A 15,613-nucleotide genomic window follows, 5' to 3' on the forward strand; every position below is an offset into this window, starting at 1 on the left:
AAACCCCCACGCACCCGCCGCCGATTGACCGACAGCCACGCAGTTGCCTGCTTCCCCACGCACCGGCAACTCCTCCACCAGCCCAGCCCCCTGCTTCACCCCCACATGCGAGTGACGGTTCCGCTCCGGGTGGGTGCCTGTCATGCTTCGTGAGTGAGTACAGACCGTCGGGTGGAATCGCGATTGGCGGACGGCGCGGCCGGTCGCTGTTGGCGGGTAGCGCTGGCCGTTCGGCTCGGCACGGGCGCGGCGCTCCTCGCTACCGGCACGATCGGCCTGATCTCCACCGCGACGACAGACCTTCCGATCAGCGACCCGCTCACGGCGATCGCGATCTACGCGGCGCTGTGGTGGTTTGCCTTGGTACGACCCGCGGTCTGGCTCTCACCCGACGAGCTGGTTGTGCGCAATCCGCTGGGGACTCACCGAATCCCCAGAGACACCGTCGTCTCGGCCAAGCCCGGCTCCTTCGGAGTTTCCATCATTCGGCGAGATGGCCGCCCTTGCACCGCGCTGGCCTTGCGGAAGCCCATCATCGCCGAGGAACGCGCGGCCGGCCTGATCACCTACTGGGCGCAGACCCCGCCATCGGTTAGTCCCCCCGAGAGTTCTTACCCGGCGACCCGGGAGAGCCTGACCAGGCGGCGCGTTGCCGACATCGTGGCCGCCGCCGGCCTCGCCATCGCCCTCACCATTCCAGCCCTGCTCCTGGCCTGGCCCCACAACCCTCAGTGGCTGTGGCCAGTCGCCGGCTTCATCCTGGTCATCGCCGTCGTGCCATTCGGAATCACCCGCAGCTGACCAGAGCGCGACGGAGGAGCGGGCGTGCTGCCTGGGGAAAGACGAAGGCCCGGACCGATGGTCCGGGCCTTCTGAAGTAGCGGGGGCAGGATTTGAACCTGCGACCTCTGGGTTATGAGCCCAGCGAGCTACCGAGCTGCTCCACCCCGCGCCGCTTTCTTACGAGGTTCAGTCTAGGTGATGGCCGGTGAGCATCCAAATCGGGGCTGGCAAGGGGAAGATCCTGGCGCTGGCGCTGGCGCGGGAGCATCACCGGGGTGGGGGGAATCCTCCCCAGACTGTGGTGGGGCCGGTGGGGGTCTGGGCGTGGGCGTAGTACTTGTCTCGCCCGGTCTTGCGGTTGCCGGTGGCGTGGTTGTACTGGGCGGCGAACTCGTGCTGTCCGGCCGGCACGGTGCGGCCGGGCTTGAGGACCCAGCGGTAGAGCAGCGAACCGCCGGACTCGTGAACGGTGACGGTGAAGTCCTCCGGCGGCAGGGTCCGCCAGTTGCCGGTCGTCCGCACGCCGCCGGTCTGGACGATGCGCAGTTCCACGGTGAGCGAGGTGAGCGGCTGGGTGGTTTTGAGGATCAGGTTGCTCTGGGCCCAGTAGATGCTGCTGTCCGGGTCCAGCGAGCCTTGGGACCACAACGGCCCGTTCTGGAACCGGCTGCTCGCCGTCGGAGTTGGGCGCGGACTGGCCGGGGTGGTGGCTGGAGTGGTGGCCGGGGCCGACCTGGTGGGGGTGCTGGTGGCGCGGACCGACGGCGTCGGCGTGGAAGTGACGACTGGGGATGAGACGGCAGGTGCGGGGCCGGTGGACGGCATCGACGGGACTCCGCCGATGGCGGCGACGGCAAGACCACCGGTCGCCAGAGTGGCGGCGGCGATGAGAGCGGCGATCGCTGCCCGGTGCCCTGACCTCACGATGGCAGGTGTTCGACGCCGGACAGTAGGGTCGGCCATGCCGCGCTCGACCCGCGCCAGAATCCTTGCCCGGTTGGGCTCGTGCGCCTCGGCGGCCTCTCGCAGCTGTCGGCTGATCTCCTCGTTCACCGGTTCCTCCTTCCTACTGCCAGCTTGCCGACTGCTGCCGCGCCGAGCAGCCGTTCCAGCTCGGCCATCCCCTTCGAGGTCTGGCTTTTCACCGTACCGACCGATATGCCCAACGCGGCTGCGGTGTCCTTCTCCGACAGGTCGAAGGCGTGGCGCAGGATCACGCAAGCCCGCTTGCGGAACGGCAGCCGTCCGAGTGCGGCCCGGACATCCAGCACGCCCGCGACGTCCGGCCCGTCCACCACCGCCGTATCGCGCGACCAGAACAGCGCTACTCGCCGTCGCTCGCGGACCGTACTGCGGATCCGTTCCCGCGCCAGATTGGCCACTACGCCCCGAGCGTAGGCGACCGGATGTTGCGCTGCCCGCAACCGGTCCCATCGCTGCCACAGCGCGACCAGCGCGTCGGCGGCGAGGTCGTCGGCCGCGTCCTTCTCGCCGGTCAGGAGGTGGGCGAGACGAGCCAGTTCGCCGTAATGGCGTTCGAAGAAGTCGTGGAACTCCGCGGACGTGTCGTCGAGAAGCATCTCCCGCGGTCGCCCTCTCCCTGTGATGTGCGCGCTAACAATCGGCCTGAGGGTAACAGCGCCCCTCACCTGCTGCCGGATGGCCGGGTGGCACGGTCAATGCCGGGCGAACTGGACCCGGGTCGCCTGCGCGACGTCCGGTTTGAGTGCGATCCCCTTGATGGTCAGGCGCTCACCGTAGATGTCGGTGATCCTGATCGCCTTGCCGCATCCGCTGCCATCGGTGGAGAGGAAGTAGTTGTAGCCGGTGCGCTCCAGCTTTCGCCAGCCTCTGGCGGTCTGGACTTCGAGGGCGGCCAACGGGTTGCGGTGACCTATCGCCTGAATGCCACACCAGTACTGACTCGACCCATCCTTGTAGCGGATGGAGATCGTGCCGGCCGCAGCGGGGCTCAGCAGCGTCCAGGTGATCGGCAGCCTGCCGACGGAGAGTTTGGCGAGCTTGGCGAAGGCTTGTTGGCTGAGGTCGAGCTGCCCGGGTGCGCAGGGCAAAGGGCAGTCGTTGACGATCCGTACCGTGATGGAGGCGCCGTTGGCGGCGCGGACCAGCACGTACGCCCCGCATGCCTTGGCCGACTCGTAGTCGGTGTGGTTCATCGCCGCGACCATCAGGTCGCCGGACGGACCGTAGAGGCAGGCACCGTTGCCGTCACCTGCCTCGTAGGCGGTGGCGACGCCGCGGTACCGGACAGCAGGCTTGATCCGTCCCGCCAAGGACCCTGCGGTACCCGCGCTCTCTGCAGTACCCGCGGGCTTCGCGGTCGCCTCGGGCTTCGCGGTCTCCGCAGGCTTCGTCGCCGTGGGCTTCGCAGTCCCCGCGGACGCGACGCGCGGGGTCCTGGAAGCTGCCCGCGCACGGCCGACGGCCGAGGACTTCGGAGTACGGGGTGAGGGCGGGCTCGTGACCGGCGGCTGCGTCGGTGCGGTCGTGGCGTCGGCCGTCCCGCCCGGAGGAGCGGAATCGGGAGAGACGCTCGCCTGGGCAGCCGGGGCGGACACGTCGGCGGTACGGCGGGGATCAGCGCCACCCCTGGTGACGAGCGCGGCGGCCAGACAGACCACCCCGCCGGCGGCCAGCAGTGCCAGCGGAATGCCGGCGGTCCGCCGGTGCTTCTTCGGTGGCTGCGCCGTACCGTGCTTCGTTGTCCTCATGCCCATCCTTCGGTTGACCGAGTCGACGTCCACCCCGCAGTTGCCACCGAAGAGGAAAAGGTTGCCGCCAGCCAGCCGAAGAACAGCACGAACGACGAAGACCCCCGACCAAGCTGTTGCCTGGTCGGGGGTCTTCCGTGGTAGCGGGGATAGGATTTGAACCTATGACCTCTGGGTTATGAGCCCAGCGAGCTACCGAGCTGCTCCACCCCGCGTCGTTGTGTGTTCAGCTTAGGGGATGTCGGGCTGGAGTCCAAATTGGCCGCCGGGAAGAAAAGACGTTTCGCGGGTGGGGCGGGCGGCGTAGCTTCTGGGTATGGGCGATGGGGTGGTTCGGGAGTTCCGGGGTGGGGATCTGTGGGCGGCCGCGCGGTTGCTGGCGGAGCGGCAGGAGCGGCATCGGGGTAGGCATCCGTTGTTGCCTGCAGAGTATGAGGATCCGAAGGTTGCGCTGGTCGAGGTGACTGCCGCCTGGGAGACCGAGGGAGCGTCGGGGGCTGTGCTGGTGGAGGGCGGGGAGGTCACCGGATACTTGCTGGGGGCCCCTAAGAGTTCGCCGGTGTGGGGCGAGAACGTCTGGGTGGAGCGGGCAGGGCATGCGGTGCGGGAGCCGGAGACGATCCGGGATCTTTATGCTGTCGCGGCAACGAAGTGGGTGGCGGACGGGAAGACGGCACAGTACGCGTTGGTGCCTGATGATCCGGAGTTGCTGGATGCCTGGTTCCGGTTGGGATTCGGGGGGCAGCATGCACATGCGGTGATGCCGGCTCCCGCCGAGCCGTTGCCGTCGCGACCGGGGTTGACGGTACGTCGAGCTGGGCGTGCGGACATCCAGGCGCTGGCCGAGCTCGATCTCGTACTGCCGCAGCACCAGGCATTGGCGCCGACGTTCAGCTCCGGGGAGCTGCCGACGATCGAGGAGGCGCTCGCGGACTGGGAGGAGTCGATCGACGACCAGGACTATGCCACCTTTGTTGCTGAGCGCAACGGAAAGGTGATCGGCTCGGCGATCGGGTGCTCGCTGGAGAAGTCGAGTGCACACAGCGGGTTGGCGCAGCCTGACAATGCCGGCTTCCTTGCTTATGCGGCGGTGTTTCCCGAGGCGCGTGGCGCAGGAGCCGGGCGCGCGCTCGGTGAGGCGGTGCTGAACTGGGCAGCGGGAGTCGGATACACCTCCGTGGTGACGGACTGGCGGGTGACGAATCTGCTGTCTTCAAGAGCCTGGCCGCGGCTCGGATTCGTGCAGACATTCCATCGTCTGCACCGGATGATCGGCCACTGATCAAGCCATCGTTTGCATCGCGCAACGACAGCTCATCAATCAAACGCTCTGTATACAAGGCATCACGGTGAGCTATTGCCATGCGCACAATGCGCATGCTTGCATTCCCTCAGTAATCGTTCCTAAGGATCATTTCCTTAAAGGGGGGAATCCGATGCCACGTCCGTCTTTGCTTGCCCGCCTCCTAGCATGTGTGTTGATGCTGGCGGGGGCCCTCACGATCATCCAGCCCGCTGATGCCGCCGTCCCGGACCACAAGGCCTGGGTGCTGTGGAACCAGACCGCGGGCACCATCATCCCGACCGGCACCTGGCCGGCGCCGAGCAGCGTCATCCCGCTGGCGCCCGGCCGGTACCAGCTCAAGTTCCCCGGACAGGGTGCGTCCGGTGGGGTCGTACACGTCACGGCCATCAACAACGCGCCGCACTGGTGCCAGGCCGAGAACTGGTTCCAGTCCGGGCCGGACGAGATCGTCAACATTCGCTGCTACCGCGCCGGCGGTGCGCTCGACGTGACGAGCTTCAGCGCGTTCTTCGTCAGTGCGTCCGGCGGTCCGGCGCCAGGTCTGTTCGGGTATGTCGATTCGCAGCCGAACGGCCTGCTGGTCAGCCAGTACAACTCGTCCGGCGCTCCGAACACCTCCACGCCGCTCGGTGTCGGGCAGTGGCAGGTGAAGTTCCCCGGGTTGGTGGCTGGCGGGACTCTTGACGGCAGTCTGCAAGCCACGGCCGTCAACCCACAGCAAGGAGCGCGCTGCAAGGTTCGCGTCTGGAGCTCGAGCGGTGCCGGCCAGGACGTGAGGGTGCTCTGCTTCGACGCGGGCGGCGCCTTGCTGAACACGCGTTTCACGCTCACCTACCAGTACAAGGCCTCCCTGTACGGAGCTGCCTTCCCGCCGAAGTATTTCGGCTTCTTCCTGAACCAGCCGCCGGCCGGACCGCCGAGCACCAACATGAACTCGGTGCTCGGGCTCGGAGCGAACACGATCCTGCCGGCCGGTGTGGGGTTGTCGATGGTGACCTTCCCGCGGATCGCCTTCACCCAGAACACGGTCCAGGTGACCGCGCACGGATCGAACTCGCACTTCTGCGGGCTCAACACGTTCTGGACCAACAGCAGTTCGGGTCCGGATCTGATCGTGCGCGATGTCAACTGCTTCACCAACGCCGGCGCGCTGGTCAACACCGGCTTCACGGTCAGCGCGAACTCGATCCTCTGAGCTGACAAGAGCTGCTGACGCGAGAGCCGGGGGCCCTACACCGACATTGCTCGGTGTGGGGCCCACGGCGCATTCGGTCAGGCGGTGTCCTCCGGGTGGAAGCCCATTGCTGTGCTGAGCAGGTCGTCGTCGGTGAAACGAGTGCGGTCGATCGAGACCTCGGCGGCGACTCCCGGTGAGATGAAGAAGAAGATCTGGTCGTCGGCTCGGTAGCCGCCGTAGCCGGCGACGTCGATGGCGGTCAGCTCCCAGGTCGCCGGGTCGTGCTCGTGGTACTCGGCCAGGAAGGTGCGCAGTGCCTCGAGGTCGATGACCTTCTCGCCGCGGATGGTCTTCACAGTGAGGTCGACCTTGGTCGCGCCCTCGGGGTCGGGGCCGGTCTCCCAGACCCGGCTGTGGAAGGTGACGTCCTCCCACTCGTACTCGAAGTCGCTCGACGTGCCGATGCCGCCGGGCAGGTGGTCGATGGCGAATCCGTCCAAGATGCACGCCCTCTGCTGGGTCGATGGGGACGTCCGGTGCTGTCCGGACGATGACGCTGGTTCCACCGCGTTGGCCACTGCGGCGGTCGGTAGCAGAACACCCAATGCGGTGGCGCCGCCGATCACGATACGGCGGGTGGCGGGGCGGACGGCGGACCAGGACGACGAAAACGACATTGCTGCCTCCTCAGACGAAGCACCCGTGCGGGTGCGGGGTTCCTTGTCAGAGAAGGTGCCGCAGGTTTGCGCGGATCCCGGAGTGAGTTGGTTGCCTGTGGACAAAGCAGATCCGGGCGGCGACACCTGAGGTGTCGCCGCCCGGATCAGAAGTGCTTTGTCAGCCTGTTGGGGAGGTTGGGGGGCTGGTTGGAGTTGTTGGGGTGGACGGTGTGCCGGAGGGCTTGGTCGTCGGTGGGGTGGTCGGGGCGGCGTTGCCGGCTGCTACTGCTCGGTCGAGGGCTGTCTTCACGAGGTCGAGCTGCTTCTGGTACTCGCCCAGGTTTCCGGCCTTGAGGGCTGTCTGGGCCGCGGCCCAGGCGGTCTGCGCCTCTGCCAGGGCCTGCTTCAGCGTCTGGTTGGCCGGTGGGGTCGTCGGGTTCTCACCCGGTGGCTGCTCGCCGGTGTCGACGTCGGCGTTGAAGACCTTGTCCAGGGCTTCCTTCAGAGTCGTGCCGAAGGCAACGCGATCCCCGAATCCGACCAGCACGTACCGCAGTACCGGATAGCTGCCCTGACCGCTGGTCCGGGTCGAGTAGACCGGCTGCACATAGAGCAGACCACCACCCAGTGGCAGGGTCAGCAGGTTGCCGAACTGGGCTCTGGCCCCGCTGGTGCCCTGGGTGAACGGCAGCAACGCCTGTCTGATCGTTTCGTCGGTCTGGAACTTGTTCGCGACCTGACCCGGGCCCGGGATCTGCACGTTGCCGGGCAGTTTGAGGATCCGGAACTGGCCGTAGTCCGGTGAGGATGCCTCCGCGTCGACAGCCAGGAAGCCGGTCAGGTTCTCCCGGTTGGCGTTCGGCACGTAGACCGAGGTCAGCGAGAACTTCGTCTCGGTCTGGTCCGGCATCCGCAGCGACAGGTAGAACGGCGGCTGGTCCGGCGTCGGCGAGTCCGAACCGCTGGGGCTGACGGTCGGGTCGGCCGGCACCCGCCACAGGTCGCTGTTCTGGTACCAGGTGGTGGAGTCCGTGACGTGGTACTTCGCGAGCAGGTCGCGCTGCACCTTGAACATGTCCTCGGGGTAGCGCAGGTGCGACATCAGCGCGGGCGAGATGTCCGAGCGCGGCTTGACCGTGTTCGGGAAGGCCTTCATCCAGGTCTTCAGCAGCGGGTCGCTCTCGTCCCAGGCGTACAGGTCGACCGAACCGTCGTACGCGTTCACGACGGCCTTGACCGAGTTGCGGATGTAATTGATCTCCTCGCTCGGCTGCGAGGCGACCGTGCCGCGGCCCGTGGTGGTGTCGCGGGTGCTGTCGTCCAGCGCGACCTTCTGCGAGTACGGGTAGTTGCCCGACGTCGTGTAGCCGTCGACGATCCATACCACCTGGCCGTCGACGATGGCCGGGTACGGGTCACCGTCCAGGGTCAGCCACGGTGCGGCCTTCTGGACCCGCTCGCGCGGGCTGCGGTCGTACAGGATCTTGGAGTCGCTGTTCACCCGGCTGGACAGCAGGATGTTCGCGTCCCGGAACTTGGTGGCGTAGAGCAACTTGTTGCCGAATGAGCCGAGCGAGACGCCGCCCTTGCCCTCGTACGTGTTCAGGGTGGGCGGGCCGCCGTCCTTGCCCTCCGGAGTGTCCAGCTCGACCGCCGAGGAGCCCTTGGCGCCACCGACGATCGAGTAGTTTGGGGACTGCTCGCCGAAGTAGATCCGCGGCTCGTAGTCACCCAGCGACCCCACCGGGGGCAGGTCCTGCTCCGACCAGACCGGCGTACCGTCCGACTTGCGCTGGTTGCCGTTCGCGGCGACGACGCCGTAGCCGTGGGTGTAGACGGTGTGGTCGTTGTTCCAGTTGCGCTGGCCGGCCGGCAGCCGGTCGATCTCGACCTCGCGGACCGCGATCACGGTGTCGCGGGTCTCCTTGCCGATCTTGTACCGGTCGACGTCCAGGTCCGTCGGGAAGGCGTAGAAGCCGCGGACCTGCTGCAGTTGCTCGAAGGTCGGCCCGACGACGCTCGGGTCGATCAGCCGGATGCCCGGCAGGACACCGGCGTCGGCGACGAGCTGCTCGGACGTGGCCTGCGTCTTCGCCTCGTAGTTGATGATCTTGGTCTTCTCCAGGCCATAGGCCTGGCGGGTCGCCTCGATGTTCTTGGTGATGTACGAAGCTTCCTTCACCGGCTCGCTCGGGCGGACCCGCAACTGCTGCAGTGCAGCCGGCCACAGGGCGCCGAGCAGGATCGCCGACAGGACCAGTACTACGGTGCCGACGCCCGGCAGCAGCCAGGTCTTGCGCACCACGTTCGCGAAGAAGAGCCCGGCACAGAGCACCGCGATGACGGCCAGGATCTCTTTGCTGGGCAGGACCGCGTTGTCACCTGTGTAGGAGATACCGGTGAAGAGCCTGCTGTCGGAGGTGGCCAGCCCGAAGCGGTCGAGCCAGTAGCTGAACGCCTTCAGCAGCACCAGCAGGCCGAGCAGGACCGAGAACTGCACCTGCGCAGCACCGGAGGCCTTCTGCCCCTTCGCCGACGGGCGGAAGCCGCCGTACAGGTAGTGCGTGATGATCGCGGCGACGAGCGAGAGCAGGACGATCGAGTAGCCGAAGCCGAGCAGGACGCGCAGCCACGGGTAGTCGAAGACGAAGAACGAGATGTCCTTGCCGAAGTGCTTGTCGGTGACACCGAACGAGGTCCGGTTCCGCCAGGCCAGGAAGACCTTCCACTCCCCCGACGCGGCCGAGCCGCCGAAGACCAGCATCAGCGTGGCGAGCACGCCGATGGCGATCTTGCCGCGCTGCTGCAGCAGGTCGCCGTACCGCTCGAAGCCCGGGCTGGGCGAGGGCGCGAGGGCGACCCGTGGCCGGGTCCGGAAGGCGACGATCACGTTCGCCACGACGGCGCCGGCCATCAGCAGGCCGACCACGAAGAACAGCAGCACCCTGGTACCGAGGACGGTGCTGAACACCGAGCCGAGGTCGAGGGAGCGGAACCAGAGTCGCTGGGTCCAGACGTCGGTGAAGACGCTGAACAGGATGAGCAGCACGATCAGGGTGGCGATCGTGGGCAGCAGAGCCCGCGGGCGCTGGCCGGGCGCGCGCCGCCGCCTCGGCTCCTCCGGCATGTCGTAGACGCCGTCACTCATGGCAGCTTCTCCTCGTTGTCACTCGTACCGCCGAGCACAGAGCCAGGACTACCCGCGGTCGTCGGCTCGAATGTCAATGACAGTACTTGGCAAAGCGTAGGGACCAAGTCGACGCCGGTGAGTACCGCGCTGTCCTCGTCGTGGGTGCGCAACCGGACGGCGCCGAACCGGTCCCCGTCCCGCAGGACCGCGGCCACCATCCGTACTTCGTGACGCCGCGGATCAGACCCCGCCAGGCGGGCCAGTTCGGCATCGGAGTCAGCGCCCGACTCGGTCGACGCCGGCAACACAATCCGCTCGACTGCGACGGCACAACCGCTCACGCCGTCCGGCCATTCGATCCGGGCCAGCGCGTCGGCCAGGTGCTCGTCGTCCCCACCCGGCAGCTCGCCCTGAGCGACCGGAGTGAACGGCTGGGACGCGTCGTCGGCGCCCAGCTCGGCAGCCAGCTGCGGCTCAGCGGCGAGCAGCTCAGCGGTCGGGACCAGCGCGAACAGCTGCGCCGGCTGATCCCAGCCCCCGCTGCTGACATGCCGCTCGATCTCGATCACCGCCCGGCCGAGCGCGTCCGAGGGGATGGTGCTGTCAGGACCTACTTCGTGCATGCCGGGACGTCTCCAGTTCCACTGGCCAGTGCTTTCAATGCGCCGATCGCCTCGTGCAGGGTGGTGATCTTCACCAGGCGGATGCCGTCCACATCGGCGTGCAGGGCGGCTTCGCAGTTCGGTTCCGGGACCAGGAAGACGGTCGCGCCGTCGTTCTTGGCGCCGGCGATCTTCTGCTGGATGCCGCCGATCGCGCCGACCTGGCCGAGTGCGTCGATGGTGCCGGTACCGGCGATGTGCTTGCCGGCCAGCAGGTCCCCGTCGGTCAGCTTGTCGTAGATGGCCAGCGCGAACGCCGTACCGGCGCTGGGTCCGCCGATGTCCTGGCCGAGGTTCACCGTCACCTTGACCGGCGAGTCGACACCGATCGTGATGCCGACCATCGGCCGGGTCTTCTCGCCCGGGGTGGCGGCAGTCTTCACCACGACGGTCTGCTCCTTGCCGCCGCGGCTGATCAGGAAGCTGACGTCCTGGCCGACCTTGTGCTTGCGGACCAGCTCGCCGACCTGCGGGACCTGTGTCGGCGTGGTGCCGTCGACCTTCAGCACGATGTCGCCGGGCTTCAGCTTGCCGTCGGCCGGGCTCTTGTCCGAGACCGTCGAGACCTTCGGCTTGAACGGCACGCCGGCCTCTTGCAGCGCGGCCGCGACGGCGCTGTCCTGCGAGCCGGTCATCTCGGCGGTGTTCTGCTGCTCGACCTCGTCGGCGCTCTGCTCCGGCGGATAGATGATGTCGCGCGGGAACAGGTCGTGGTGCGGGTCGAGCCAGTTGCGCATCGCCTGCGGCAGGGTCAGCTCACGGTCCGGCGAGGTGACGCTCACGGTGGTGAGGTCCAGCTCGCCGGTGGTCGGGAAGGTCTCGTGGCCGGTGATCTCGATCACCGGCTTGCCCTTCGCCTCGCCCAGCGTGTTCTTCACCGGCCCGGGGCTGAAGGAGACGAACGGCACCGGGAAGACGGTGACCAGTCCGAGCGTGAGGAGGAGCACGACGATCGAGGTGACCAGCGTGGCGGTACGACGTGTCACGAACCCTGCCCTGCGATCTTGAGTTTCCGGAAGAGACCGCGCAGCCCGCGGCGCGGCTCTGGGGTGGATCGAGGACTCGGTGCGGCCACCGCCTCGGTGAAGCGGCGGAAGTCCTCCACGGACGCGAAGGCGCCCGCAGACCGGCGGGGACCGCGACTCCGTCCGCGCCAAGCCGCCCAGCACATCGCCAGCGCGGTGGCGACCAGCGGGAACGCCAGCCACGCCAAGACCTTCATCCGGCCACCTTCATGCGCCCAGCGTACGGGTCAGCAAGCGCCGACCCACTCGCTCGCACCGTCGGCGAAGCGTTGCTGTTTCCAAATCGGGACCTCCGCCTTCAGCTCGTCGATCAGCTGACGGCAGGCGGCGAAGGCGACATCGCGGTGCGCGGCGGCCACCGCGACGATGACGGCGATGTCTCCGACGGCCAGCCGGCCGGTACGGTGCACGGCCGCCAGCGCGGTCACAGCCGGGTTCTCGCAGACCCGGTCGGCGACCACGCGAAGATGTTTGAGCGCGTCCGGGTGGGCCTCGTAGGTCAGCTCGTCGACCGCGAGGTCGTGGTCGTGGTTGCGGACGGTACCGAGGAACAGCGCCGTACCGCCGGCGGTGGGGTCGGCGATCGCGGCCAGCACCTCGTCGCTGGACAAGGGCGTCTCGCGGATGTCCAGCAGCCTGATGGTCTCGGTCATGATCGGTCCTCACTCTCTGCGCGCACCATACTGTCTACACGGTCGCACCCAGCGCGTGCAGTGTGTAACTACGGTAATCCGTTCGCCTCTGGAGGAACGGAACCGGGGAACCAGTACGTTGGAGTAGTACGCCCCACCTGCACAGGAAGGCCCACTCCGATGAGCGACGAACCGGACAACCCGTTCAAGGGAACTCCGTTCGAGGCCATGTTCCAGCAGTTCTCCGGCGCGGCCGGCCCGGGTGGCGCTGGCATGGACCTGAACGCGATCTTCGCGCAGGTCCAGCAGTTGCTCAGCGGTTCGGGCGACGGCAAGCCGGTGAACTGGGACCTGGCCAAGGACATCGCCCGCAAGACCGTCTCCGCGGCCGGGGACCGGTCCATCACGCCCAGCGACAGCGAGCGGGTCGCCGACGCGGTCCGGCTGGCCGAGCACTGGCTCGACCCCGCGACCACGCTGCCCGAGGCATCGGCCACGTCAGCGGCCTGGAGCCGGGCTGAGTGGGTCGAGAACACCCTGCCGGTCTGGCAGACGGTCGTCGACCCAGTCGCCGAGCACGTCGCCGGTGCGATGGGTGGCGCTCTACCAGCCGAGGCTGCGCAGTTGGCCGGGCCGATGGGCGGCATGCTCCGGCAACTGGGTGGCTCGATCTTCGGCGCCCAGGTCGGACAGGCCCTGGGCGAGCTCGCCGGCGAGGTGGTCAGCTCCTCCGACATCGGTCTGCCGCTCGGCCCGGCCGGACAGGCAGTGCTGATTCCGGACAACGTGGCGAAGTTCGCCGAGGGTCTGGGCCTCACGGACGAGGACGTCCGCCTGTACCTGGCCCTGCGCGAGTGTGCGCACCAGCGGCTGTTCGCCGGGGTGCCGTGGCTGCGCCAGCACCTGTTCGCCGCGGTGGCCGACTACGCGTCGGGGATCGAGGTCGACAGCGGCAAGATCGAGCGCGCGATGTCCGAGATCGACCCGCAGAACCCTGAGGCGATCCAGGAAGCTCTGCAGGGCGGCCTGTTCGAGCCAGAGGACTCCGAGGCGCAGAAGGCGGCACTGGTCCGGCTCGAGACGGCACTGGCGCTGGTCGAGGGCTGGGTCGACGATGTCGTCCGCGAGGCGACGAAGGACCGGATGCCTTCCGCAGTACAGCTTGCTGAGACCGTACGCCGGCGTCGCGCGGCTGGGGGTCCGGCGGAGCAGACCTTCGCCACCCTGGTCGGGCTGCAGCTCCGGCCCCGGCGACTGCGGGACGCGGCGAACCTGTGGGCCGCAGTACGCGATGCCCGTGGGGTCGATGGGCGCGACGAGCTGTGGTCGCACCCGGATCTGCTGCCGAGCGCGTCCGACCTGGACGACCCGATCGGGTTCGCCCAGCACGCGGGCGAGCTGGCCGACATCGACATCTCCGACTTCCTGGGTGAGGACGACGGCGGAGCTTCCCCGGACAAGGGCGGCTCGGGTCCCGACGACAAGTGAGCTTGCATGCTGATGCGACCGCAGTACTGACCGGCTGGGATCCACCGGATGCCGAGCAGGCGGAGCTGCGGGAGCACTATCTGAAGTACCTGGCCGGGCATGAGGACGGGATGTGGCGGTCCTCGCGTCCGGAACATCTGACAGCCAGCGCCTTGGTGGTGGATCCGTCCGCGCCGAGGGTGTTGCTGACCCTGCACGGGGTGGTCAACCGCTGGCTGCAGCTCGGTGGGCACTGCGAACCGGGTGACACGACATTGTCGGGTGCCGCGCTACGGGAGGCGACCGAGGAGTCGGGACTGACCGGGTTGCGGATCGATCCGGTGCCGCTGCAGCTGTCCCGGCATGAGATCACGGCGGGTGGTTGCAAGGGCACCTTCCACCTTGATGTCCAGTTCCGGGTGACGGCTGCGGCGGGAACGACCTACGTGGTGAGTGAGGAGTCGCACGATCTGGCGTGGTTCGGTGTCGAGGAGCTCCCCGCGGACCTCGACCAGGCTGTTTCCGACCTGGTGCGCCGGGCCCACGCCTGAGTTCAGGGCGTGGGCCGTCGTCGCTCCCCCCTCCCCCGGCTGCCGGTAGCACCGCCCCTGAACGGCACCGACAGTCGGTTGCGACGACGGCCACTAGGTCCCCGTGGAAATCCCCCATGTCCCCGCTGCTTGGAGAAACGAGCCAACCGCCAGAAGGTGACGGCTCAAGCACCTCGGAGTAGAGATCTGGTGGCGTCCCAGCCTTCGAGGCCCGGATCCAGTCGCGCTAGGTCAGCATTCGACCGCAGACGGTGCCAACCCGGGCCGATGCCGATCGCGTGGCGGCGGGGCTTGAGGCTCTCCAGCTCAGCCAGCGGAGTGTCGAAGGTCGGTGCGGCGTCCATGACCCAGGAGGCCGTCGGGAGCTTGACTCCGATCGCGGCGAGCGAGCCATCCTCTGCAGGAGTCACGGCCAGGTCGGCCGAGCCGAGCGCGCGGAACAGCTTGCCGATCAGGAGCCCGGGGAGATCCGGTACGTCGAAACTGACCGCTACCACCGCCGCTGCGGGGCCGGCCTGCTCCACTGCGTCCAGCACGGGCCGCGTGGGGTCGACGGAGTACACGGGAGTACCAGGCCAAGTGAGCGCTGCTACCCCAGCTAGTGCAGCGTCATCTCCGCCCACCACGGCTACTGCGACGTCTACGCGATCGAGGGAGGCCAGTACTTCGTACGTGTCCTCCGCCAGCGCCAACCGCCAAGCGTCGGCCGTGCGCCCCGGCGGTGCCCAGGTACCGGCTGCCGGAACGACTAGTACGACTACGCGCCGGTCATCCACCGGCTGAGAGTAGCTCTCCGGGGCTAGGACGACTCGAGCAGGCCGCGCTTGAGGGCGTTCATGATCGCCTGCGCCCGGTTGGAGGCGCCGAGCTTCTCGTAGAGCCGCGCTACGTAGGTCTTCGCCGTCGAGAGGCTGACGCAGAGCGAGGCTGCGATCGCCCGTACTGAGAGCCCCTGGCCGAGCAGCGTGAGCACCTCGGCCTCTCGGGGGCTCAGGAGAGGCGGGGCCTGGGGTTGGTCGCGCCTGGCCATCGCTGGAGCAAGCCCGGTCGCGGTGAAGCTGGTGGCGGCCACTGCTGCGTGGCGGATTGCTGCGAGCACTTCCTCGATGGGTGCCGTGTTGGTGACGAAGGCGGAGACTCCTGACTCGAGCGCTTGGAAGAGGACGGCGTCCTGACCGTCGGAGGCGAGCAGGACGATGCCGAGCTCGGAGTACTGGTCACGGATCTCGCGGGCGACCTTGAGGCCGTCGACGTCCGGCAGTACGGAGTCGAGGACCAGTACGTCGGGCCTGGTGGTCGCCACGATCGCCATCGCCTCCGCGCCGAGGCCGGTCGCGCCGACGATCTCCAGGTCCGGCTCCTGCCCGGCCAGTCCGGTCAGGCCGAACCTGACCAGCGTGTGGCCGTCCACGACGACGACCTTGACCTGCTCACTCATTGCTTCTTCTCCCCCGGCCACCGAATGCGCCCACGACTTCGTCAGAACCCC

16 protein-coding genes and 2 tRNA genes are annotated in these 15,613 nt (G+C 67.9%); 5 read left to right on the plus strand and 13 right to left on the minus strand.

Annotation, left to right across the window (positions count from 1 at the left end; genetic code table 11):
* Positions 1-153 precede the first annotated feature (153 nt).
* A complete protein-coding gene (locus ACIA12_RS31160) occupies positions 154-801 on the plus strand; it encodes a hypothetical protein (RefSeq protein ID WP_396370759.1) in 648 nt (215 codons plus the stop codon).
* A gap of 77 nt (positions 802-878) precedes the next feature.
* Here ACIA12_RS31160 and ACIA12_RS31165 read toward each other — a convergent pair.
* The 5 genes from ACIA12_RS31165 to ACIA12_RS31185 all read right to left on the minus strand — a co-directional run bounded on the left by ACIA12_RS31165 (position 879) and on the right by ACIA12_RS31185 (position 3,730).
* A tRNA-Met gene (locus ACIA12_RS31165) sits at positions 879-952 on the minus strand.
* Between the two features lie 98 nt (positions 953-1,050).
* The gene (locus ACIA12_RS31170; RefSeq protein ID WP_396370760.1) at positions 1,051-1,836 is read right to left on the minus strand and encodes a hypothetical protein; all 786 of its coding nucleotides are present in this window, start codon (positions 1,834-1,836) and stop codon (positions 1,051-1,053) included.
* On the minus strand, positions 1,833-2,363 hold the full coding sequence (locus ACIA12_RS31175) for a SigE family RNA polymerase sigma factor (RefSeq protein WP_396370761.1): 531 nt from the start codon (positions 2,361-2,363) through the stop codon (positions 1,833-1,835). Before ACIA12_RS31175 ends, ACIA12_RS31170 begins: the two co-directional genes overlap by 4 nt.
* 96 nt (positions 2,364-2,459) lie before the next feature.
* A complete protein-coding gene (locus ACIA12_RS31180) occupies positions 2,460-3,515 on the minus strand; it encodes an expansin EXLX1 family cellulose-binding protein (RefSeq protein ID WP_396370762.1) in 1,056 nt (351 codons plus the stop codon).
* A gap of 138 nt (positions 3,516-3,653) precedes the next feature.
* A tRNA-Met gene (locus ACIA12_RS31185) sits at positions 3,654-3,730 on the minus strand.
* A 101-nt stretch (positions 3,731-3,831) separates the two neighbouring features.
* Here ACIA12_RS31185 and ACIA12_RS31190 point away from each other — a divergent pair.
* Positions 3,832-4,797, plus strand: a complete 966-nt coding sequence (locus ACIA12_RS31190) for a GNAT family N-acetyltransferase (protein ID WP_396370763.1) — start codon at positions 3,832-3,834, stop codon at positions 4,795-4,797.
* Positions 4,798-4,996: 199 nt separating this feature from the next.
* Positions 4,997-6,016, plus strand: coding sequence for a hypothetical protein (locus tag ACIA12_RS31195; protein WP_396370764.1), 1,020 nt, complete (start codon positions 4,997-4,999; stop codon positions 6,014-6,016).
* A 77-nt stretch (positions 6,017-6,093) separates the two neighbouring features.
* On the opposite strand, the gene ACIA12_RS31200 is transcribed toward ACIA12_RS31195, so the two are convergent.
* The 6 genes from ACIA12_RS31200 to ACIA12_RS31225 all read right to left on the minus strand — a co-directional run bounded on the left by ACIA12_RS31200 (position 6,094) and on the right by ACIA12_RS31225 (position 12,127).
* A complete protein-coding gene (locus ACIA12_RS31200) occupies positions 6,094-6,675 on the minus strand; it encodes a hypothetical protein (RefSeq protein WP_396370765.1) in 582 nt (193 codons plus the stop codon).
* A 160-nt stretch (positions 6,676-6,835) separates the two neighbouring features.
* Positions 6,836-9,805, minus strand: coding sequence for a UPF0182 family protein (locus ACIA12_RS31205; protein ID WP_396370766.1), 2,970 nt, complete (start codon positions 9,803-9,805; stop codon positions 6,836-6,838).
* The gene (locus ACIA12_RS31210) at positions 9,802-10,410 is read right to left on the minus strand and encodes a PPA1309 family protein (protein WP_396370768.1); all 609 of its coding nucleotides are present in this window, start codon (positions 10,408-10,410) and stop codon (positions 9,802-9,804) included. Before ACIA12_RS31210 ends, ACIA12_RS31205 begins: the two co-directional genes overlap by 4 nt.
* The gene (locus ACIA12_RS31215) at positions 10,398-11,435 is read right to left on the minus strand and encodes a PDZ domain-containing protein (RefSeq protein ID WP_396370769.1); all 1,038 of its coding nucleotides are present in this window, start codon (positions 11,433-11,435) and stop codon (positions 10,398-10,400) included. Before ACIA12_RS31215 ends, ACIA12_RS31210 begins: the two co-directional genes overlap by 13 nt.
* Positions 11,432-11,671, minus strand: coding sequence for a hypothetical protein (locus ACIA12_RS31220; RefSeq protein WP_396370770.1), 240 nt, complete (start codon positions 11,669-11,671; stop codon positions 11,432-11,434). The genes ACIA12_RS31215 and ACIA12_RS31220 overlap by 4 nt, the downstream gene beginning before the upstream one ends.
* A 30-nt stretch (positions 11,672-11,701) precedes the next feature.
* On the minus strand, positions 11,702-12,127 hold the full coding sequence (locus ACIA12_RS31225) for a molybdenum cofactor biosynthesis protein MoaE (protein WP_396370771.1): 426 nt from the start codon (positions 12,125-12,127) through the stop codon (positions 11,702-11,704).
* A gap of 159 nt (positions 12,128-12,286) precedes the next feature.
* On the opposite strand from ACIA12_RS31225, the gene ACIA12_RS31230 reads away from it, so the two are divergent.
* On the plus strand, positions 12,287-13,594 hold the full coding sequence (locus ACIA12_RS31230) for a zinc-dependent metalloprotease (protein WP_396370772.1): 1,308 nt from the start codon (positions 12,287-12,289) through the stop codon (positions 13,592-13,594).
* Positions 13,591-14,124, plus strand: coding sequence for an NUDIX hydrolase (locus ACIA12_RS31235; protein ID WP_396370773.1), 534 nt, complete (start codon positions 13,591-13,593; stop codon positions 14,122-14,124). Before ACIA12_RS31230 ends, ACIA12_RS31235 begins: the two co-directional genes overlap by 4 nt.
* 164 nt (positions 14,125-14,288) lie before the next feature.
* Here the strand turns inward: ACIA12_RS31235 and ACIA12_RS31240 are convergent, their stop codons facing one another.
* Positions 14,289-14,900 (minus strand): DUF2064 domain-containing protein, encoded by a 612-nt coding sequence (locus ACIA12_RS31240; protein WP_396370774.1) that lies wholly within the window; start codon positions 14,898-14,900, stop codon positions 14,289-14,291.
* A gap of 23 nt (positions 14,901-14,923) precedes the next feature.
* Entirely contained in the window at positions 14,924-15,562 is a 639-nt protein-coding gene (locus tag ACIA12_RS31245; RefSeq protein ID WP_396370775.1) for a response regulator, read from the minus strand.
* Positions 15,563-15,613 lie beyond the last annotated feature (51 nt).

Origin of the sequence: Kribbella sp. NPDC051620 (assembly GCF_044453825.1) — a bacterium.
Taxonomy (GTDB): Bacteria; Actinomycetota; Actinomycetes; order Propionibacteriales; family Kribbellaceae; genus Kribbella.